The sequence below is a fragment of the Rhodopseudomonas palustris genome (assembly GCF_034479375.1).
GTDB classification, from domain to species: domain Bacteria; phylum Pseudomonadota; class Alphaproteobacteria; order Rhizobiales; family Xanthobacteraceae; genus Rhodopseudomonas; species Rhodopseudomonas palustris_M.
The window spans coordinates 1,413,954-1,434,573 of record NZ_CP140155.1 but is presented as its reverse complement, the minus strand read 5'-3'; the positions used below and the strand labels follow the sequence as shown (position 1 = coordinate 1,434,573).

The 20,620-nt window shown below is 57.0% G+C and carries 15 protein-coding genes and 1 pseudogene; 13 read left to right on the top strand and 3 right to left on the bottom strand.

What is annotated here, in order from left to right:
• Positions 1 to 32: 32 nt before the first annotated feature.
• From SR870_RS06335 to SR870_RS06320, 4 genes are all read left to right on the top strand, one after another.
• The gene (locus SR870_RS06335) at positions 33 to 1,271 is read left to right on the top strand and encodes a nucleotidyltransferase (RefSeq protein WP_322517171.1); all 1,239 of its coding nucleotides are present in this window, start codon (positions 33 to 35) and stop codon (positions 1,269 to 1,271) included.
• Entirely contained in the window at positions 1,268 to 1,753 is a 486-nt protein-coding gene (locus tag SR870_RS06330; RefSeq protein ID WP_322517170.1) for a hypothetical protein, read from the top strand. The genes SR870_RS06335 and SR870_RS06330 overlap by 4 nt, the downstream gene beginning before the upstream one ends.
• A complete protein-coding gene (locus SR870_RS06325; protein ID WP_322517169.1) occupies positions 1,728 to 2,786 on the top strand; it encodes a CBASS cGAMP-activated phospholipase in 1,059 nt (352 codons plus the stop codon). The genes SR870_RS06330 and SR870_RS06325 overlap by 26 nt, the downstream gene beginning before the upstream one ends.
• Before the next feature lie 165 nt (positions 2,787 to 2,951).
• Positions 2,952 to 6,875: a PIN domain-containing protein gene (locus SR870_RS06320; RefSeq protein WP_322517168.1), complete on the top strand. Its 3,924-nt coding sequence runs from the start codon at positions 2,952 to 2,954 to the stop codon at positions 6,873 to 6,875.
• Between the two features lie 75 nt (positions 6,876 to 6,950).
• Here the strand turns inward: SR870_RS06320 and SR870_RS06315 are convergent.
• Positions 6,951 to 7,170, bottom strand: a pseudogene (locus SR870_RS06315) (hypothetical protein); the annotation flags it as partial.
• A gap of 601 nt (positions 7,171 to 7,771) precedes the next feature.
• Here SR870_RS06315 and SR870_RS06310 point away from each other — a divergent pair.
• The 4 genes from SR870_RS06310 to SR870_RS06295 all read left to right on the top strand — a co-directional run bounded on the left by SR870_RS06310 (position 7,772) and on the right by SR870_RS06295 (position 13,164).
• Positions 7,772 to 8,764, top strand: coding sequence for a metallophosphoesterase (locus tag SR870_RS06310; RefSeq protein ID WP_322517167.1), 993 nt, complete (start codon positions 7,772 to 7,774; stop codon positions 8,762 to 8,764).
• Positions 8,765 to 9,085: 321 nt separating this feature from the next.
• Positions 9,086 to 11,023, top strand: coding sequence for a toll/interleukin-1 receptor domain-containing protein (locus tag SR870_RS06305; protein ID WP_322517166.1), 1,938 nt, complete (start codon positions 9,086 to 9,088; stop codon positions 11,021 to 11,023).
• Complete coding sequence (locus SR870_RS06300) at positions 11,020 to 12,576, top strand: hypothetical protein (RefSeq protein WP_322517165.1); 1,557 nt, start codon at positions 11,020 to 11,022, stop codon at positions 12,574 to 12,576. Before SR870_RS06305 ends, SR870_RS06300 begins: the two co-directional genes overlap by 4 nt.
• Before the next feature lie 237 nt (positions 12,577 to 12,813).
• The gene (locus SR870_RS06295; protein ID WP_322517164.1) at positions 12,814 to 13,164 is read left to right on the top strand and encodes a hypothetical protein; all 351 of its coding nucleotides are present in this window, start codon (positions 12,814 to 12,816) and stop codon (positions 13,162 to 13,164) included.
• Here the strand turns inward: SR870_RS06295 and SR870_RS06290 are convergent.
• Complete coding sequence (locus SR870_RS06290) at positions 13,124 to 13,477, bottom strand: hypothetical protein (protein WP_322517163.1); 354 nt, start codon at positions 13,475 to 13,477, stop codon at positions 13,124 to 13,126. The two genes, SR870_RS06295 and SR870_RS06290, sit on opposite strands and share 41 nt — an antisense overlap.
• A 61-nt stretch (positions 13,478 to 13,538) precedes the next feature.
• Positions 13,539 to 13,700, bottom strand: coding sequence for a hypothetical protein (locus SR870_RS06285; protein ID WP_322517162.1), 162 nt, complete (start codon positions 13,698 to 13,700; stop codon positions 13,539 to 13,541).
• A gap of 293 nt (positions 13,701 to 13,993) precedes the next feature.
• Here SR870_RS06285 and SR870_RS06280 point away from each other — a divergent pair, with 293 nt between their 5' ends.
• The 5 genes from SR870_RS06280 (at position 13,994) to SR870_RS06260 (ending at position 20,612) form a co-directional block, all read left to right on the top strand.
• The gene (locus SR870_RS06280) at positions 13,994 to 14,638 is read left to right on the top strand and encodes a hypothetical protein (RefSeq protein ID WP_322517161.1); all 645 of its coding nucleotides are present in this window, start codon (positions 13,994 to 13,996) and stop codon (positions 14,636 to 14,638) included.
• A 70-nt stretch (positions 14,639 to 14,708) separates the two neighbouring features.
• Complete coding sequence (locus SR870_RS06275; RefSeq protein ID WP_322517160.1) at positions 14,709 to 15,044, top strand: DUF6634 family protein; 336 nt, start codon at positions 14,709 to 14,711, stop codon at positions 15,042 to 15,044.
• A 23-nt stretch (positions 15,045 to 15,067) separates the two neighbouring features.
• Positions 15,068 to 16,993: an AAA family ATPase gene (locus tag SR870_RS06270; protein ID WP_322517159.1), complete on the top strand. Its 1,926-nt coding sequence runs from the start codon at positions 15,068 to 15,070 to the stop codon at positions 16,991 to 16,993.
• An 806-nt stretch (positions 16,994 to 17,799) separates the two neighbouring features.
• The gene (locus SR870_RS06265; RefSeq protein ID WP_322517158.1) at positions 17,800 to 18,390 is read left to right on the top strand and encodes a hypothetical protein; all 591 of its coding nucleotides are present in this window, start codon (positions 17,800 to 17,802) and stop codon (positions 18,388 to 18,390) included.
• Positions 18,391 to 18,416: 26 nt separating this feature from the next.
• Positions 18,417 to 20,612, top strand: a complete 2,196-nt coding sequence (locus tag SR870_RS06260) for a transposase family protein (RefSeq protein WP_322517157.1) — start codon at positions 18,417 to 18,419, stop codon at positions 20,610 to 20,612.
• Positions 20,613 to 20,620 lie beyond the last annotated feature (8 nt).

Here is a 20,620-nt window from a genome sequence, read left to right as displayed (position 1 = left end):
GCGCCGACAAGCCACTAGTTCCAGGAGTTCAAATGAACGTTCTCTCTCAGGGTCCTTGGCCAACGCTATCTGATTACGACGCCCTGCTCATGGACGTCGCGCGCCGCATACAACTGACGAAAACCAAGCACGAAATTGCAGAAACGAATTTCCGAGCACTCTGCCAGTATGTCGACCGCGAGGGCAGCCCCCTCGAAAACAAGGTCATCGAGTGCTATCCGAGCGGAAGCTTCGCGACCGGGACGGCCATCGCGTCGCGCGTAGCAAAAGCACAACACGACGTCGACGTCGTGATGGAGCTGGATGTTCCGCCAAATTCACCACCGAGAGACATCATCAGTTTGCTGTTTCTCGCAATCAATGGCGAGGAAGGAAGCCGCTACTATGGTAAGGTCACGCAGAACAGCCGCTGCGTAACCGTCGAGTACGGCGACGGCACGACAGTTGACCTCATGCCCATCGCGCGAATTGCGGGGCCGGAGCGTGCTGGCAACTTGTTTCATTTCAAGCGAGAGACCGGTGAGACGCACCATAAGCCTGTAAATCCGTGGGGATTTGCGAAATACTTCAACGATCACGTTGACTTCGACCCAGCGTTCTATGACCTGTTTAAAGGCCGTCGCCTTCTGGTTGAAGGCCAGATCGTTGAAAAGGCTGAGACCCAGCCGATGCCTAACCACGTACCGGTCGAGGAGAAGTCTGCCCGAGTAGTCGCCTTACAGTTGCTCAAGCGGAATAGGGACATTGTGTGGCGCGCGCCAAATCGCACAGGCCGCAAGCCTCCCTCAGTTGCCTTGGCCGCAATGGCGCTCGACGCCGGCACCGTCCATGCTAGCCTCCTCGACGAGGTCATCGCTATCGCGTCGCACATCCGTAGTCGTTTGGTAGAGAGCGACGGCCCGCGCGGCACAGTGCAAGTCTTCAACCCGGCGTACCCGCCAGACGAGTTCACCGATAGATGGCCCGAGAATGAGGCCGCGCAAGAATTATACGATGGTGACCTCCGCCGCCTGATCGTTAATCTCTACAAGTTGCGCAATGAAAATTTCAGCCTTGCAGAGCAACAAGAGGTGTTGGAGCGTCTGTTTGGCGAAACCGCGGCTACCTACGCGATCGAGAGCACCCTCGATGCCCGGCTACGCGAGATGGACGCTAACCGTCTTCATCTTGGCAGCACAGGCAAGGTGCTGGGCGCTGCCGCCGCCGCCGTGGGCGGCACCACTGCTGCCCGAGCGGCAACGCGCGAAGGCGGAGGCGAGCTGTCGGAATGACCACCATCGATCAACAGATCGAAGCCATGGCCGTGCGCTGGCCTAGCTTTAAGATCATAGACAAGGGTGCGTCGCACGTCGAATGGCATGGAGTGATTGCGCCCGACAAGCGTGAACATCTTGTGCGGGTGAAGCATCGGATTCCGATGGTTCTTGAAAATATATCCCTTCGCGACGCGCAGCCGCGAGTACAGGTGCTCAATCCGCTTCTTGAGAGCCACCCCGATTATGAAGAAGGGCCGATCCCTCACGTCTATCCAAACAGAGATGATCCGAAGTTGCCGTATCTGTGTCTGTTCAGCCCGGCGTTGCGCGAGTGGGACATAAACGACCTCATCGCTAACACCACAATCCACTGGACAGCAGAATGGCTATACTTCTATGAGGGATGGCTCGTGACTAAGAAATGGCGCGGCGGAGGTCGTCACGTCAGCCCGACGACAGAAGAGAAGCGTCTTGAGCCAGCCGCCGCGTCGGTCTAGCGGAACCCACCAAGGGCTTCGCGAACCGTTACATTGGCCCGAAGGCAAGCCATTCCGCATCCTCTCGATCGATGGGGGCGGCATACGCGGCATCTTGCCCGCAGAGATGCTTAGCCTGATCGAACGTCGCTATCTTGATGGCCGATGCGTCGGCGATTACTTCGATTTGATAACCGGTACTTCCACCGGTGGAATCATCGGGTTGGGACTCTCAATAGGAAAGACCGCCAAAGCCATCCTCGATCTCTACAAGATACATGGACCCTGCATCTTCCCACCTGCGCGATTCAACATCTTCAACGTTCGCAAGGTTTGGCGATTGATACAGGGCGCGCAGCATCATCGATACGACTCGGCGAAGCTTGAAGAGCCGCTCCGAGATATATTCGGATCATCTAAGATCGGCGATGCAAGCCGTAGGCTCTGCATTCCTTCTTTTGACGGCTTCACTGAAGTCAACGTGTTTAAAACTCCCCACCACCGCGACTACAAGATGGATTGGAAGGAAGATATGGTCACCGTCGCGATGGCCACGGCCGCTGCCCCCACGTATTTCCCGGTTTATAAGAACGGCGAACGCATGTTCGCTGACGGCGGAGTATGGGCAAACAACCCTGTTATGATCGGGCTAGTTGATGCTCTTGTCTGCCATCAAATCCAGCGCCGACAGGTTCACATCCTGTCGTTGGGCACCGGTGATACCGAAATTCGATTTAGTGAGGGACAGATATTGCACGGCGGGCTCTGGGACTGGGCAGAGATCATCTCGTCAGCGATGCATTTGCAAAGCCAAAATGCCACCGGTCAAGCCGGATTGTTGATCGGCCGTGACCAATTAATCCGATTAAACGCGCCGCCGCCCGCAGGGCAGAAGCCGATCGACCTTGATGATTGCGCCCGGGCGTGCGCTGAGTTGCCAGGGATCGCAAAGAAGTTGATCGACGAAAATGGTGACGCCATCCGTGATCGATTTCTTTTCGCCCCCGCTGAGCCTTATCCTGCGTTCTACGGCTCACGTGCGCCATCGTCATGACATTACCGGAAAGGGGTCACAGACAAAACCACTGCCCTACACCGTATTTGACGTTTCGAGGTTTGTGTTTACGGGAGGAGCCGTCAAACCTACCCAGTGCGCCCCTGTGCGAGTGATGCCTTCAGAGCGTGCCGCCTCAAAAGACGCGCAAGGAACCCTGCCCTTATGGCACGTAAAGCTGACCAAGCTCATACTGAATACCTTGGCGATCGGGGCACCGATCCGTTGTTCAGTTGGCATGCCGCCCAGGAAATCCCGAAGCCAAAGGATTGGCAGGCATTTCAGCGCGGATGTGTGATCCTCTTTCAGCAAGACCTCAAGGATCCGCATGCTCAGGAATACGGACGAAACGGCCAGAAACAGCGTGGCATTGACGTCCTCGGCCGACGGGACGCCAACCCAGATCACCATGTAGGAATCCAGTGCCGTCGTATCGATAAACCGATGCAAAAGGCGAAGATCCTTGCAGACAGCCTTGAAGCTTTGACGATCAAAGCCGGGCTGAAGGAGATCATCTTCGCGACCACATGCCCAAGCGACACCGGCATGACTGACGCCGCGAATGAGGTCGAGCGTGAGCTCAGGGCCGAGGGGCACGATCTCCGGGTAGTAGTTCTTTCATGGTCGGATCTGGAACTAAAGATATCGCAACATCCTGCGGCGCTGGCGTTCTTCAATCCGGCGGCCGTCGCATCTTCGTCTGCGCAGTCACCCGTCAAACTCGACCACGACACCATCAATGCACTTGCCGACGCATTCGCCCGTCGCCAGCCCTCGTTCCAACCGGTGATCCCGGCTGATATCGCTTTGCCATCTGACAACTCGGAAGATCCTGCCCTCCACGGCAAGATCGACCTATTGCGCGACCTCTTCCGGAACATGAACCTTGCACCGGCCGCCAGGGACGGTCTCATCAAGCTCAAGTCAACGGAGGAGCTGTCGGCGAAGCCTTGGGCCAGATTTCGCATCGAAACCAATCTCGGCTCGATCGCGATGTCGTTGGGCCGTCATGAGGAGGCCGCAGGACTGTTCGAGAAGGCTTACGAAATCCGGCCAACGGATGCGAATGCCGTAGCGAACCTCGCCGTCGCGCGCACCATTCAAGGGCGTCCTGAAGAGGCAATGTCGCTCGCGCAATCCGCACTTGCTGCCACTCCGAGGTCCGACCAAGCCGTCTCATTTCTGCTTCAAGCAGCCGCTAGATCGAGCTGGCAGGGCGATCCCGAGAGCCTGATACCAACCGATCTCGTTGGGTCCGTTCATGCCGACCTCGGATTGGTCGAATTCCTGCGTAAGCGAGAAATCCCGGGATGGGCGGAAAAGACTCGCGAGATCGCCGCCAAGCATTCGGATCTGCCCGAATTCAAGCGCGTCTTCGCCTTGGCCATTCTTGAGCTCGCGATCGGAGGCGATGCGTTCTTCGGCCGACCGGGGATCATCGCACGCGAAGACCTCGAGCGCGCGACGAACGACATGTTGGACGTTGCTAAATCCTGTTTGGACACTGGCTACGCCGATCTCTACGATCTCTTCGCGTATGTGAGCAACGCAGCATCGCTATTGCGACTGTCGGGCCACCCAGCGGAGTGCGAAGCCCTCCTCCTCCGTGCGCTGCCAGTCCTGCCAGATCGCCCATCTTTGAAGCAGATGCTTGCGCTCTCCCAATTGGCGCAGGACAAGTTCGAAGATGCGGAAACGACACTTCGTCACGAAACCGATCCAGAGAGTCGCCTACTCGCCGCCGAGATGGCCGCGCGTCGTGATCCAAAGGAAGCTATAGGCATCATCGAGGCAATCGATGCAGGTGAAAACCACCACTTCCTTGAGTTGAAATGGCGGATACTCGGGGACATCGCACTCCGCGCGCGCGATTTCCCGCGGGTCGAAGCCGCCGTAGTGAGCCTTGCTGAACTGCCTTCCGGCACGATTTTGGCCGACATCCTCCGTTTGAGACTCGATGCGAGGCGCGGCGTCGATGAAGAGGACCGATGGGCCCGTTTGCGGGAGCTGTCGAAGCGCGACGCGACGCTCGAAAGCAATCTGTTTCGTTATCTCGTGGCCGAGGAGATGAGAGAACAAGGTCTCTGGGATGAAGCTGCACGGTTGATCGAACCGATTGCCGACCTGCAGCATCTCTCACCGGCCACGAGGCTGTATCTCGGCTGTCTGGCCGATGCACGGCGCGATCAGACCTTGCGGAACGCGGTCTCGTCAGCGAGTTCAGCGGTTATCAACGATCCTGAGACACTTTGGCTGGTCGCAACGCATTCCTGGAATATCGGCGACCTTCCGGAATCCCGTCGTGCGCTCGATAAGCTGCTCGCGGTCCAACCGGACGACGGTTCGGCGCGCCTGCTCAAAGTCGAGCTGTTGCTTCGCTCGGATGATCTCGACAACCTGCTGCCTGAACTCGACCGTCCGATCGAGCAGCTTCGCTTCCATCGACTGACCGACAGGTTTCGGGTTGCGGCACTCCTTGGAAATTTCGGTCACATGGATCGGGCCGTCGCATACGCCTACCGCCTCTTCCAAGAGAACAAAGGCATGTCTCAGGCGTGGATGTGCTTCTCTGGACTGGTCCTTCGAGAAAGTACGGACATCAAGGCGGCGGAGGAAGACTGGAAACTCTCCGCGGTCGCCGACAACGCAGCAGTGGACATCGAATACGATGATGGCGAGAAGAATTTCATCATCATCGAACCAGACGCAGCGATCCGGAGATTAGATGCCGACTCATGGGAGCCGGACCACCAGCTCTCGCGAGCGATCATGGGCCTCAAGGTCGGTGATCGTGTTACGAATCCTGCCAATTCGAAAGCCGGAACGATCCGGGAGATCAGGCACAAGTATGTCGCGAAATATCACTTCGTTCTCGCGCATCACGAGTCTCGTTTTCCTACGGTTGGCGCAATCAGGTCGATGTCGATCGACGCATCAACGCCCGAAGGCATTGCCCCGATTTTGGACGAATTGAAGGCCAGGCGGGATTGGGTCGAGCAGGAGCAATCATCGTACCTGAACGGAATTTCGCCTTTGGCCGTCTTGGGTCATCGGATCGGAAGCGATGTCATCGACGTCGCCAACGGGATCGCGGGACAAGGGTTGTGGTTGAAGGTGGCTCGCGGCAACGAACTTGAACGACAGAGTGCGGTCACCGCGATCGCGGACAACGGGGCATCGGGATGCGTGATGGACACGCTCGCGTTCTGGACTTGCTGGAAGCTGGAGGCGCTGGGAGCGGTCTCCGATGTTTGCGGTCCGATCCACCTGTCACAAAGCACGATGGATCATCTTTACGCCCGCCGAGAGCAAATCAACCAACATTCGCGGTCCGGTCTCAAGAGCGCGCAGTACCGTGATGGCGGATTAGCCATGACGGAAGTTGCCCCGGCAGTTATTCAGGTTTGGCTGAAGGATCTCGACTCTGCGATCGATTGGGCAAGACAGCACGCGATCATTTGCCCCCTGATCGCTTCCGAAAAGCTCCCCGACGAGCTTCGTCACTTCCTGCGATCTCCAGCAAGGGGCATCTTTGATGCGCTCATGATTGCGTTCGACAAGGATTGCCTGCTCATCACGGACGACCTTCCGACACGAGAGATCGGCCAGTTCTTCGGTTTCGGTCGAAGTTCATGGTTGCAGTCTGTATTCCTCGTCGCATTCAACCGGGGGAAGATTGATTTCGAGACTTACACAAAATGGATGAGCCACCTCATCGGTGCTGCACACGGTTATATCGGGGTCTCCAGCGGCAACCTGATGATGGCGGCCAAGATCGATCACGAAGCGGGGCAATGTCCCGGATACTTCTTCAAAGAGATCAGCAAAATGATTGGCGGCACCGTCGCCGATCCGATCTCGCATATCAATGTCGTGATCGAATTCCTGCGTTATGCTTGGACGACCGATGCCGCCCGGCCCTACCGCGAGAGCGCCAGTGGATATCTCATGGAGCAATTAGTACGGGAAAGAACGAGCGATTACGCCAAAATATTACGAACAGTTGCGATCCGCTTGAAAACTATTGGTGAATTCATCGCATACATGTCGGTTTGGTTGACCGGGCATTTTCTTCGGATCGATCGTTAGTCACATCCGAAATCGACTCAATGAACGCATCGATCTTAACGCTCAGATCGTCACTCAAGTGGTCACTTCGCACTCAGTCGGTGACGGATCGACCGCTCCCCCATCAGTCCACATGCGCTCGTTCCAACTCTCGCAGAGCAACTGTCGGCCTGCTGAATGAGTACTTCGCCCCTCGCCCGGATTTCTACCGACCGGGCCGCGAGCATCATCGTCATTGCGCGAGCTTTGCCAAGCTCGTTCTTCAGGCCTTTCGGTCGCCTCCGGAAAGCGGCGTCGGATGGTGCTTCGGAGCCATGCCACGCTCACGGGTCGAAGGTCAGTCAGATCGCCCGTACTGTGGGCCAGCACCCGTCTTCTTCGTGGCGACCTGTGCGCGATTGGCAAATGGTGCCGAGGAGCTTTCGGGCAACGTCGCCAGTGCTCGCGTCCTCCCCGTAGAGCCGGATGGCGTCCGCCGTTTGGATTTCGATCAAACGGTCGCAGCGGCGACACGAGATGCGCAGAATCTGGCTGGCCAGCGAAGACAGACGCTGCCGGGTTACACGGCCGTCAGGGCTCTCCTGAGCTTGTGGTTCGGCAAGTACAGCTCGCCAGTACTCGTCAGGTATATCACCCCATGGACGGCTTTCCGGAGCGCCCTTCCGGGATGCTTCCGCAGCGAGTTTCTCCATTTGCTTCGGGGTGGGCATACGCCAGCTTGCAGGTCGATCGGACATGGCGCATAAGAACATATCATGAACATCGAGTCCAGCCTGGTTGAGGTGGCAAAAAATCCAAACTGACAATCCAAGGGAGATCCGGGGGCCGCCATCCCTCTCCTGTTCTCGAACGCAAAGCTTTCCGAAGCAAATGTCCCGTAAGGATCCGCGAAATCTAAACCAAAACTGGACGGCGCCATGACCCTGCTGGATTTGCCTTCGACGGTGTGCGCCATAGGGGACGTGCACGGACGTGCCGACCTCCTGGCATCTCTGATCGATTTCATTGAGGATCAGTCAGCTCGAGCCCCGCAGGGTCCTCGAGTCTATTTCCTGGGAGACATCGTTGATCGTGGGCCTGACAGTCGCCGAGCGATGGATATCGTTTGCGAGACGCTCCGGCGCTGGCCCGAAAGCCGCCTCCTCATTGGCAACCACGACTTCCTTTTTCGCGACGCGTTGACTTCACAGAGGCTGGTGCACGGCTGGTTTGATCGTGGTGCAATCTCCACCCTCACCTCATACTTGGGCAACTCGGATTCGTACTCCTTTGACGATCTCGCGCTCATCAAGACTCGATATCCCGAACACCTCCGCATTCTTCAATCCGCCTCGTTGATCGAATGTATCGGCAGATATGCATTTGTTCATGCTGGGATCGACCCCAGCGATCCAATTGACCGTCAAGATTTGACGGCTCTTCTCCAAATCAGGGCACCGTTCTTAGATCACGTGGGACCGCTCTCGCATATTGTCGTTCACGGTCACTCTCCGTTGATGCCACCGTACCCGGTTGTAACTGAGAATCGGATCTCGATAGATACCAGCGCCGTCCACTCTGGCGTCTTGACGATGGCGGCGATCGACACGGAAAACGACCGGATCCAGTTCTATTCGACTGGCCACGGAGGAAGGGTGAATGAAGTCGATCCGGTTCGTCTAGACCGAGGCTTCGGAACGGTTGTGCTCCAGTTTGCCAAGTCCCCCTCCCCGAACCGTGCAGTTCATCCTGAACCGGGACATCTGGAAAGTTGCCAAAGAAACTTGCGAGATAGTTTCACGATGGGATCGTCCGCTCCGAATCAGTCTTGTGACATTTCTCGCGGATTTGCTGGCCCCTGCCCCAACACGCCTGTGAACTTTCAAAGGGCCTTTAATGGCCCTTCAAAGCCGCTTCAAAAGCCTTCGTGAATGAAATGCGGCTCACGGTTGACGACCATTCGAAAACGAGGGACAAAAGGAAATCCCCCCGCGAGCCAGTTCTCAGAGATTGAATGGAGAACTGCGTCATGCGTGAGCCGAAGCTTGAAGTGAGCTTATGGGGTTTCAGAATTAGTGCGGTAGGGATGCAGGCGGTTTGCGCTGCCGTGTTGATCTTTCTTGCGGCGCTGGTGGCTTGGAGATTTTAGCATACGCTCCTAGCCGCCGATCCCGGCTATCCATAGCTAGTCCGTTTTGTTGTTGGAAAACGCCAAGTGTCGCTAACATGCATCAATGGCTTCTTGACTGCCCATGAACAGAGACCATTCTGGCATTATGGCATACGATTTTTCGAGTCTGTCTCACAACGAATTCGAAGACTTAACTCGCGACTTAATAGGCCGTGAGATTGGCAAGCGTTTCGAGGCATTTCCCGAGGGGCCAGACTCTGGGATGGATGGTCGCCATGCTTCAGCCGATGGCGACATCATTCTTCAGGCGAAGCACTATCATCGCTCCGGCTTTTCGCACCTAAAGGCGACGATGGCGAAGGAAGGCCAAGCAATCCAGCGCTTGCAGCCGAAGCGATACATCTTAGCGACATCAACACCGCTCACACCAAAGAACAAGAGCGTCCTTAGCGAGGTTATCGGGCCGGCGTTGCAAGGCCCAGGCGACATTTTCGGGCCAGATGATTTAAACGCCCTCCTACGCAAGTATCCTGACATCGAAACAGTTCACCAAAAGCTCTGGATTCAGAGTACCGCAGTCCTGGGAACGGTTCTCACTGAGGCAGTCGAAAAGGCTCTAGCAAAGCAAGGACAAATTCCAGCTGTACTGGCGGACCTTCTACCTTCAAAGACGGACAGCAACGTTCCCGCGGCTGCACGAGACACGATATTTCTGATCAAGGCATCGCCGATTGATGACGAATTCGCCCTGTGGCTCGCTCCCAAGCTCGAGGCCGAGGGCTACCGCGTATTTGCTGACATCTTGACGCTCCAACCAGGCGATCGATGGCGCAGGGAGATCAACCAAGCCCTGCAGTATCGAGCGGCAAAGATCCTACTGGTTTGCCGAGATGCCACTCTCGCCGATCAGCACGTTCAGGATGATTTGGACATCGCACTCGAGATGGCCAAAGAGCTCGGAGATACCCGGTTCATCATTCCGATGCGACTCGAGCAGGGAAAGAAGGTCAAGGGCGTCGGGGATGCCGTTACTGTGGATTTCGTTCGCGGTTGGGGAGAAGGTGTAGGCCTCCTGCTCGACGCATTGCAGCGCCAAAGAGTCCTGCGCGCTGCGGGCGAACCATTGATTAATCCCAACTGGGAGATCTTCAGGCGCCGCGGTGCGATTCCGCTTGTAGACGAGCCGGAGCGATTGACCTCAAACTGGCTCCGTGTCGCCGAAGCACCTGACTTCATTCGATATTTCGAAGGGTCAGGTGTGATCGACGATCGATTGCTCGATCGGGCACTCGAGGAGTTTCACTATCCCGCCGAGAAACAGAAAGAAGGGATTGTCACCTTCGCTGATCAGTCGGAAGTCGACAGTGCTTTCGCGTCTGTTGGTCGCTTCAGGCTGAAACACGAGATTCCGTTGCTGGAATTCATCGAACAAGGCCACCATGCAATCGGGATCGATCGACAGGTTGCGTCCAACCTGATCGTCGCCATGATCAAGAAGGCGTGGCTTTCATTCTGTAGAGAGACGGGCTTCGTTGAGTATTACTATTCGAACGGAGTTGGTGTACACGCCTCCGCCGCTCAGGTTCCAACTGGACATCGTATTCCTTGGGGCAAACAGGGCGACCGACGATCATCCATGCTTCGCAATGTTGCCAAGGGGCATATTTGGCAATTTGGGCTTACCGCGATGCCCTACTTCTGGCCTTTCTGGCACATGAAGCTCAAATCAAGAGTCCTGTTCTCTATCGACAATGATACCCCAGAAGGGCTTGGCATCGATGATGTCAGGAAAATGCATCGGCTGCGCAGAAACGTTTGCAAGGGGTGGCGTAACAAGCAGTGGCATGGGCGAATGCTCGCGTTTTTGGAGCTATTGTCGGGCGACTCCGCTTACATCCGACTATCGCTTGCTACCAATGCAACGCTCGTAATCGACGCAGCTCCAATGCTGTTCACGTCACCGGTGAGCACCGCTCTTCCCGATGTTCTCGACGCAGACGAAGAAGAAGCCGACACCAGCACGCTCGGCCGCCCCGACGAGGATGAGGTTGACGTATGAAGTTTCCTGAGAGGTCGCTTCGAGCCGAGCATTTCGGAGAGCCACAGCTGGAGTTTGGGTTTTCGCAGCTCAGTCCGCACCCTAAGGACGGATTATTCCTCTACGGTCCCCATGCCAGGGCGAAGAAGACTCGGGATATTCGAGTTGGTGTGGTCGGGACTCCCGAGGGAATTGGGCACTTCAGGAAGTGGGGGCACCTGCTCCATATTGGAGTCCAAGTTCCACCGCCTGTGAAGGGTGAGAAGAAAGAACGGCTGCATTTAGCGAACTTTCCCGGTCTCGAAGCGGCATTTGGAATCTCTTTCGAACCAGACGAATGCAGCGCTCTTTCGATCAATCTCAAGGACATCGATCGCGCGACCCGGATCGTCAACCTGAACGAGGCAGTGGACAAAGTTGCTCGTCTGTATATCGACCGCGTCAAGCAACACTTGCGCAACGACGAGCGATCGGTCGATGTCTGGATTCTTGTGCTGCCGGAAATCGTATACGAGCGTTGCAGGCCTCAGTCCAAGCGGACCGGTCTGCCGATGGAAAAGGGAGACTTCACCAAACGGCAGAAGGCGAAAGAGAATATTCCGTTGCTTGCTCTGATGGGAGTTGTTGATCAGACCGAGGAAGCCATCTTTGAGGACGTTCCGGACTTTCATCGCAGGATCAAAGCCGAATTCCTCGCAATTGCCCCAACACAGCTTATTCGTGAGACGACGATAGCGCCCGGCGCGTTTGTAAACAAGGCGGGGTACCCGCAGCGAAAGACGCAGGACGGTGCGACCGTCGCATGGAATCTGGCAACGGGTCTCTATTACAAGACCCAGCCGAAGCCTCCTTGGCGTCTGGCCCACGTTCGACCCGGTGTTTGCTATATCGGCATGGTCTATAAGAGCCTACCGAACGATCCTAATGGTCATGCCTGTTGCGCGGCTCAGATGTTTCTCAACGAGGGAGATGGTGTCGTCTTCCGCGGTGCCAATGGTCCATGGAAGACCGGAGACTATGAGTTTCATCTTAGGGCACCTGCAGCGAAAAACCTTCTTTCCCTCGTCTTACAGACCTACGCCGAGACACACGGCGAGCCTCCAAACGAACTCTTCATCCACGGCCAGACCTACTTCAATGACGAAGAGTGGAACGCCTTCGTCGAGGCCTCCCCCAAGGAGACCAATGTTATCGGCGTGCGAATTCGACCGACAGGTGGTGAGACCAAGTTGTTTCGCGATGGTGACTACCCGGTCCTGCGTGGAACGGCGCTTCTGCTTGATGAAAAGACTGCCTATCTCTGGACGACGGGATATGTGCCACAATTGGATACATACATTGGGCCAGAAACACCAAACCCGCTCCACATCACCGTGATGAGAAGCAAGCTTGCAAAGCCGGACATCGGTACGGTGCTTACCGACATCATGGGACTTACTAAGATCAACTACAATTCGTGCAACTTCAATGACGGCTTACCGGTGACCGTTCGGTTCGCGCGCATGGTTGGCGATGTTCTCACGATGGGATCTGCAAAGGGACAGGAGCGTCAGCCGTTCAAATTCTATGTGTGAGCGCCCCCAACAGTCAGCACCATAACGAATATTCCGGCCGGGACACATTTTCGTACGGTGTTTCAGGCTATCTTGATTCTCAACGGCGTGCCGTTGTGTGCGACATCAAATTCAGAACCCGGCTGTCCGGGTATCCCTCAGTATCGATTTCAGACAGCAAACAGCTCGCCTATTGCGCCGATAACATTTCGACTGAAGAATGAATTGTGGTGGAGATAGTTTTCGGGTGACGCGATGATGGCTATTGGTGTGATGATCGACGCGATGGAATACGCCGAAGAACGGACGAATTATTCAAATGTCGCGGCTATGATCGAGTTTTACGAAATGAGCATCAGAGCACGAGGCGATGTCGCCTCGATAAATCGGTACGACGCATTGCTTCGGCGTATTGCCCCTGCGCTCGAATATGAGAAAACGTTTGGCGCGGGGAGTTTGTTGAACCTTGAAGATCCGGACAATGCTGCACTCATTCGAGCAGGGATTATCAAGCATCACAAGGTCGAAGCCGCTCTACGCCACCGCGGACGCACCTGCGCACTCGGATTCACGAAGGAGGCTTCGGCTCTGGATTCGGTTCCAGGCTAGCATCCTCGAATGCAGCAGAGATTGCTGCAGCCAAAGTTGAATATTGTTTCAAAAGCAATCGCCCCGGTGCGCAGACTATGAAGAACATTGCATCGGTGTCATGGTCGATTACACAGAACACCGCATAACCGAAGGGAAGGTCACAAGGTACGGCAACAATGCTCTTGCCGCGTCGGGGTTCAGACGTGATGCGGTCAATGGCCTCAAAAAGACCATCGATACTGTCGTCAAAACAACCGATGACGCGGCCGCTCTCGTCGATCACGTAATATCCGACTTTCCCGTTTCTGGTATCGCGAACAATCAATGCCAAGGTGTCTCTATCCCATTTCGACTGCTTGATGCACCGCCGTACCATTCCGTTTAACAGTCGGTCAATCGTTGAACGGCGAGATTTTCAGGATAAGGTAGTTGAAGGGGATCGCCGCGCCCGCGTCTTTATCGACAATACACTGCGATCCGACATTCCATGCCAGTTTCGACCAATCCCAGTCGTTCTGGTCGGTCTGGATGATCGCGAATGAGCCATCGCGCAACGCTACCGTGGTCCGGCTGTCCGAGAAGTCGAAGCCGAGATTGAAAGAATGGATCTGCCTTTTCTTACTACGCTTGTTGGCGCAACCCGTCGGGTAATTTTCCTATTGACTTGTCGGCAAAGTTCGCTATTTGTTCTCTTCATGTCAAGCGAGACCAGCAACCTTCAACCCTCCCGAAAGCGCCTCCCGCGCACGGCGGCTTCGCGCTTTTCATACATACGCTGATACCCACGACGCCTCGCTTTTGAAGGTATCGCGGATGCCGCCCAATCCGCTTTGGGACTAGCGTATTCATGTCCAGACCCCAGCGCTCCGATCGTCCGCCGCACCAAATCTCGAAGTTTCTTCAGAGCGCTCAGGACGAGGCTGGTGCCCTGTTCTTTCCGCCGAAGACCACGGTGCGGTGCGTGGGCCGTCCAATGTTTCGAACCCAGTTGGCACGCGACGTCGGCTGCCTTCTCGACCTCGATCCAACGGTGATCTCTTGGACCTGCCTGCCTCTGGTCCTGAGCCGCCGCAACCGCCACCACGTCCCGGACTTCTCAATCACCCGACCCGAAGGCGTCAGCCTGTTGGACGCCCGGCCCATGTTGGGAAAGCGGCCCCTGCCCGAATGGGTTGTCGAAGCAACTCAGGCGATGGGCTACCAGCACGAGACGCACCAGGAAGCTGAGCTGCGTGGGAGCATCAGGCTCGAGAACGCCCGTGACCTCCTCCAATACGCAGCCTACCGCCCCTCCTTGGGCGATCGCGTCCGTATCCTCGCCCTACTCGAGGAAAACGGCTCCATGCCCCTCTCAAGCTGCCTGGAGGCCATTCGGAGCGGGCACGACGCGATAGCAGTCGTCGCCTCGCTGGCGCTGCAGCGGTTCATCGAGATCGAGCTCGATGACGCTCGTATTGGTCCCGGCACCATAGTCTCCCGCTTCCGCGGCTGATCCCTTCCTCTGTCTCCCCGTCCACCTTCACCGAGCGCACCTCGTGCGTCCGGAAGCAATGGAGCACGTCATGTCGTATATGGTCACTGGTCGCATTCCCGTCCCCGAGCTTCGATCCGACATCGAACGCCTGCGTCGTCTCTTAGATGACCTTGAGCGCATTCGTCGTGGAGATCATCCCAGCGCGGCCCGAATTGCCAGAGCGCCCATCTTGAACAACTGGGAAATGGCGCAGCGCCTCGAGCTGTGCCTCACCGGCGTCGTCAATGGCCATCCCATCATCACCGATGACAAGGAGGCCTACACCTCGGCTCTGTGGGTGATTTCTCCGGAGCTTGGATACGCCAGAACGTTCTCCCGTCTGTATCGGCTGGGTACTCCCTACGCCGATCCCAGTCTCCACTAAGCGTTCGATCTTCGGAGACAGCGATGAACCTGAGAAACCTTTCGAGATCGCGCGTGGTCTCACGTCAACGGACGACTGACGTGGGCGTGGCAGTCGCGCGGCACCTGCTGGTTCGATCCCTGCGCCAGAACCGTATGCATCACGTACTAGCCGGATGCGTTTCCGTCGTTGGCTTCGTCCTGCGTAACGCTGCCGATGGTGAGACTTTCGAGGAAGCGGGGCGCACGCTCTATCGCAACCCAGATCGTGCGAAGCGCGTCATCCGTCCGGAAATCCTGCATTGGGACAGTGAGGCGTCCGTTCGACAGACTCGCGAAAACGACCTGGGCAAGACGTTGGCCGGAAACGATCACGTCATCGGCTTCGCCTACGATGAGGACGCTTTTCCGCTGGCGTTTCGCCTGGCAGCTGATGGGATTTTGCCCCTCGCAGTCGCCGACTTGTCGGTCCTCAAAGCAGCCTCCCGTGCGGCCGGAATTCGTGGCCTAGCTGACGAAGTTCTGGCCACTGCTGTGGGAGAGCCCCTCGCCTTGCTGAGTATGGTGATCAAGCCAGGTCGAAGCAGGCTGCATATCGAGCGGAGCCTCAGGAGGGTCAAGAAGGATCAGCTCGCAAGGAGCTCTCAGGGGCGATCCTCTGTAGTTACCATGCCGAGCTTGGACGATCTGCACGGGTTTGGGGAGGCAGCTGTCTGGGGCCACGAACTTGCTAAAGACCTCGAAGACTATCGGGCCGGGCGATTGCCATGGGCGGATGTCGATCGCGGCGTCCTGATCTCTGGTCCAACCGGTACAGGCAAGACGACCTTCGCACAGGCTCTGGCTCGAACCTGCAGGGTTCCGATCCATATCCACTCGCTCGCCCGCTGGCAGGCAGCTGGCTATCTGAATGACCTTCTAAAGGCGATGAGGAGAGCTTTCCGTGACGCCATCGTGGATGCTCCCAGCATTCTCTTCATCGACGAGCTCGATTCATTCGGGGATCGGGAAACGCTCGAGGGAAGGCACGAACAATACTCCCGAGAAGTCATCAACGCCTTCCTGGAATGCCTCGACGGCGTAGACGGACGTGAAGGCGTGGTGGTCGTGGGGGCGACAAATCTGCCGGATAAAATCGACAAGGCGATCCTGCGGCCGGGCCGTTTGGGAAAGCATGTCAAAATCCCCCTTCCCGACCTCGACGCTCGCATTGGGATTCTGCGACACCATCTCCGAGGCGACTGCACCTCAGCTGATCTGGCCGACATCGCGTTGCGCCTAGAAGGCGCTTCCGGAGCTGTAATCGAACAGCTAGTCCGGGACGCAAGGCGCAAGGCTCGCTCCGAACGCCGCCCCATGACCTTTGCCGACCTTCTGCACGGCCTCCCTGTCAGGATTGTGCAGACCGAAGAAGCCTTCCACGAGGCCTGCGTACACGAGGCTGGCCATGCGCTCGTTGGCCATTTCCTCGGGGGTCAGTCGGGCAACCGCCTGATTGAAAGCCAAGTCTTCCGGGAGGTCGGGATGGACGGCTCTGGCGGCCGAACGGTCATGCGGCAGATTCCCGGCCGGAATCTCGGCAAGGCAGCGTACTCGGCGCAAATCGCGATCCTTCTGGCTGGCATTGCGGCCGAGGAAATTGTGTTCGGCGACCATGCCGATGGCGGCGGCGGTACGGAGGATTCCGACCTCCGACAGGCAACCCTGATTGCGGCGACGATGGAGGTCTCACTCGGTCTCGGCAGCAGTCTCGTTTACCTGTCCTCGAGGCGCCCGGACGCAGTCCTCGCGCGACTGCAAACGGACCCACTGCTCCGGCAGCATGTCGCTACGACTTTGGACGGAAGCTTCATGCGAGCAAAGAGGATCATCACAGATCGAGCGACGGCATTCGATAGAATCGTCGGGCTTTTGTTGGAGCGCGGATGCGCATCTGCGGAGGAGATCGAATGCGAAATCGCCACGGCTTGAATCCCTTCGGCATTCTCTTCAAACCATGAGTTACCCAGTAACTTTACGTAAGTCAGCTTTCTAACACTCGTTCGGGGGATCTAGATCGATGGATTCAGCGCTGCTAAATGGACCCCGTTGCTGTTCTTCAAAGGACTCAATCCTTAAAGGATGCGCCTCGCCTTCCTGCGCGAGAAACCCCACCTATGACCGCTCTGTCGGTCGCAACCGAAGGAGAAAGGTGATGCAAGCAATCGTACGCGCCTCCCCCTCCTTCGCGCCGTCCACGCTCCTCCTCATAGCCTCAGCGATAGCGGTCTAAATTACAGCTGCAGTCGTTGACGTCGTTTCCAGAACTCCTGGAGACCAAAGGAAGCCTCGGCGACGGGTATGCGCCGAGACGAGGAGTTGCGTGTCATGAACTACAACGAGCAATTTCAACCTCCCTACGATCCGTCTGATCCCAATCGCTCTTCCGCCGGCGGCCGCAGTAACGCGCCCGAAATTCACGCCGATGACGTCTCCGGGAGCTTGCGCATAGCGGGCTAAAGAACCGGCGAAAGCGCTCTGGAAATGAAGATGAAGTCAAACGTGAGAATGAAGGCCGAAAGGCCGTCGGCAATTATTCGACTGAAGAGGCTCCTCGTCTCGAAGTTCGGCGCCGGGCGCCCGCATCTCCCGATGATGAACCCGAATGGGATCTGCCGTCCGCAGAAATCGATCCTGCGCCGGGCCCGGCTAAAGCAAAGAAGCGTGGTCGCCGTGTCGGCACCCGGCCGGGAGCAATTCGCAGCGGGCAGGAAGACCATTACGTCGGAGAGACGCCGATGATGTGTTTGGAGGACAAACTCGTCGGGGCACGCTCCCTGCTCGCTCTCGATTTCCTAACGGTCATCGATGCCTTCACCCGCAACGTAACCGACGTCATCGACGAACTTGCTCCTCTGTCCGTGGACGTCCGGGGCGAAGCGAAGGTGCAAAGGATCGACTACGCGATCTTCCATAAGGATGGACAGCGCGATCTTGTCTTGGTGTGGACCGTGTCCTGGCTGATGCAACGGACTAGGGAACTTGGCGTAACGCCTAGGGAATTCATTGATGCAATGACGTCGGCAGCCCGGCGCATTGGCTTTGGATTCCGCCTTGAAACCGAGGACGATATCCGCGTTCAGCCCCGCCTCTCGAACGCAATAATGCTTCGGCGTCACCTCGTCGGGTACGGCGAAAAAGATCGGAAGCTCTTCGCTATCGATGCGCTGGCTCAGTTGCCTAAGGAATCGTCGGTCGCCGCCTTGCAGGAGCAGGTGGGCAGCCGGTTCGATGCATTCGCCCTCGCCCTCCAGCTCGACTGGCTCGGACACATCAAGATGGATGGTCGAACCGCGTTCAGCCGTCGTTCGACTTTCGTGAAAACCTAATCTCGCTTGCGTCAGGAGGATTACCAATGAACCTTGGGCACGTTCCCGTTCAACTCCGCACTGGAGCAACGATCCGCCTCGACACCCGCCGCTACATCGTCGGTCCGCCTGGCGACCAGGTTCGTGTATTCACCGATAAGGAGTCTGGCACCGAGAAGGCGTTAGCAAACACTGCAATTCTGCACATGATGCGTTCGGGCCGGATTACGACCGACGCTGCCTTTCGTGCTCTTCCCCCGGTCGTCCAAGACAATCTGCAGGTGGACTGGGGCGCATTCTCCGATGTCGAACGGTTGTCGGCGGAACGAAAGTATCCTTTCGTCAAAGCTATCGATGACCTCCCCGCACCCTTTCGAGACAGGCGGAAGCATGTCTTGCCTGCCATCGAGCGCGTGATCGCTGAAGCAACAGACGATCTGCGTCCGCCCAGGGAGGTCACGTTTCGTCGCGCTCGAGAATGGTACCTGCGCTGGCTGGTAGCTGGCCGGGACATCCGCGCTCTGGTCGACACTCACCGAAAGAAAGGCAATCGGACACCTCGTCTGGCGGAATGGCACAAGCAGGAGATCATGAACGGTATTGACGAAGTCTATCGAAACGAAATCGCTGGCTCGAAAGCCGATGCCCGAGAAGCGGCCGCTCGTCACATTTTGCTTCGCGCGGACCGGGACGGCCTTGCCCTTCCGTCGCTTGGTGCCAAGGAAGTAATTGGAAAGCATTTGGTCTCGCGAATGATCAACAAGATGGAGGTCTACGATTTGACCGTCGCGAGACATGGTAAAAGACAAGCAGACTTTCTGATGAAAGCGGTTCGAAAGGGACCTGCCTGCAGCATGCCGCTTGAAGAAGCGGAAGTTGATCACACGCGGCTGGACCTGATCGTCGTAGACAAGAATGGCCTCGTCCTCGGTCGCCCATGGCTCACCGTGATCATCGATCGTTGGTCACGGATGATCCTTGGCCTGTCACTCAGCTTCACGCCGCCTTCCTGGGTTAGCGTCATGGAAGCGCTTAGGGTCGCAGTCCAGCCTAAAGACGGCTTGCTTGCGAAGATCAGTTCGGCGGCCGGACGGGACGTCACCTTCCGCTTTCCTTGGCCCTGCTACGGCCCCATGACGCGATTATTCTGCGACAACGGCGCTGAGTTTCGCTCAAGGTCCATGAGGCAGACCGAACGCGCATTGAATATGCAGATCGTCGACCTGCCCAGAGCAGCGGGCTGGCTCAAAGGTCGTGTGGAGCGCTGGTTTCGGAGCCACAATCAGGGAGTCATTCACAAATTGCCGGGCACGACCAAGTCGAACCCTCGCGACCGCGGAACCTACAATTCCGAAAAGCACGCGGTCCTCACTCTCGAAGACGCAAATTGGATCATCGCGAAATGGATCGTGGATGTCTATCACACGACCATTCACTCCGAGATTGGGGAGACCCCGCTGGACCGATGGACGAGAGGCATTCTCGAGGTTGGAGAGCGCCCTGCTCCGCCTGAGGAACTCCTCGTTCCGCTGACCGGTCTAGTAATTGATCGTCACCTGAGATCCCCCGGTATTGAATTCGAAGGCCTTCGGTGGAATTCCAATGCCTTCTCGGGACTCCGGAACAGACTTGCCGGAAACAGCGCTGTGACGGTTCGGATCGACCCACAGGACTTAAGGACGGCGTACATCCTCGATCCAACCGCCTTGGACGCTAAAGCGAAATGGGTTGAAGGTTACCTCCAGGCAGATGAAGAGGTCGCAAAGCTGACACTCTATCAATATCGGGTGCTGAAGAAGGCGCGTCAGAATTCAGACGACGAATGCTTTGATCCGAAAAAGGCTCTAGCTCGGGCGAAATCGAGCCAAGAGATCATCGATCTCATCGACGAACGCAGCCCCCGCAAGAAACTGCCGAAGAAGGCGGTTCGCTTCTTGACCGACGGTCGCAACCCTTCCGAGCATCTCCGTGGCGAGCACCTTTCCCCGGATGAAAGCGAACGGAAGTTGGACTCCTACGATCCGGATCGCACTCTGATGTCATCACCGCCAGACGAGCGCGGCCCCTACCGCGATCGTACTCCGGCGGTCGAAACCCCACCTTCGCGGGCGATTCTTGACTCCCCGGAGGTCGATCTAGCCGCCTTCTCAGCCAGTGCTGACGCCGAACTCGAGCCGAAGCGCGTTGTAACACCCGATCAATCACCGCAAATCTTAGTTGTAAAGCGGCGCTCTCTGGACTAGTCGACGGA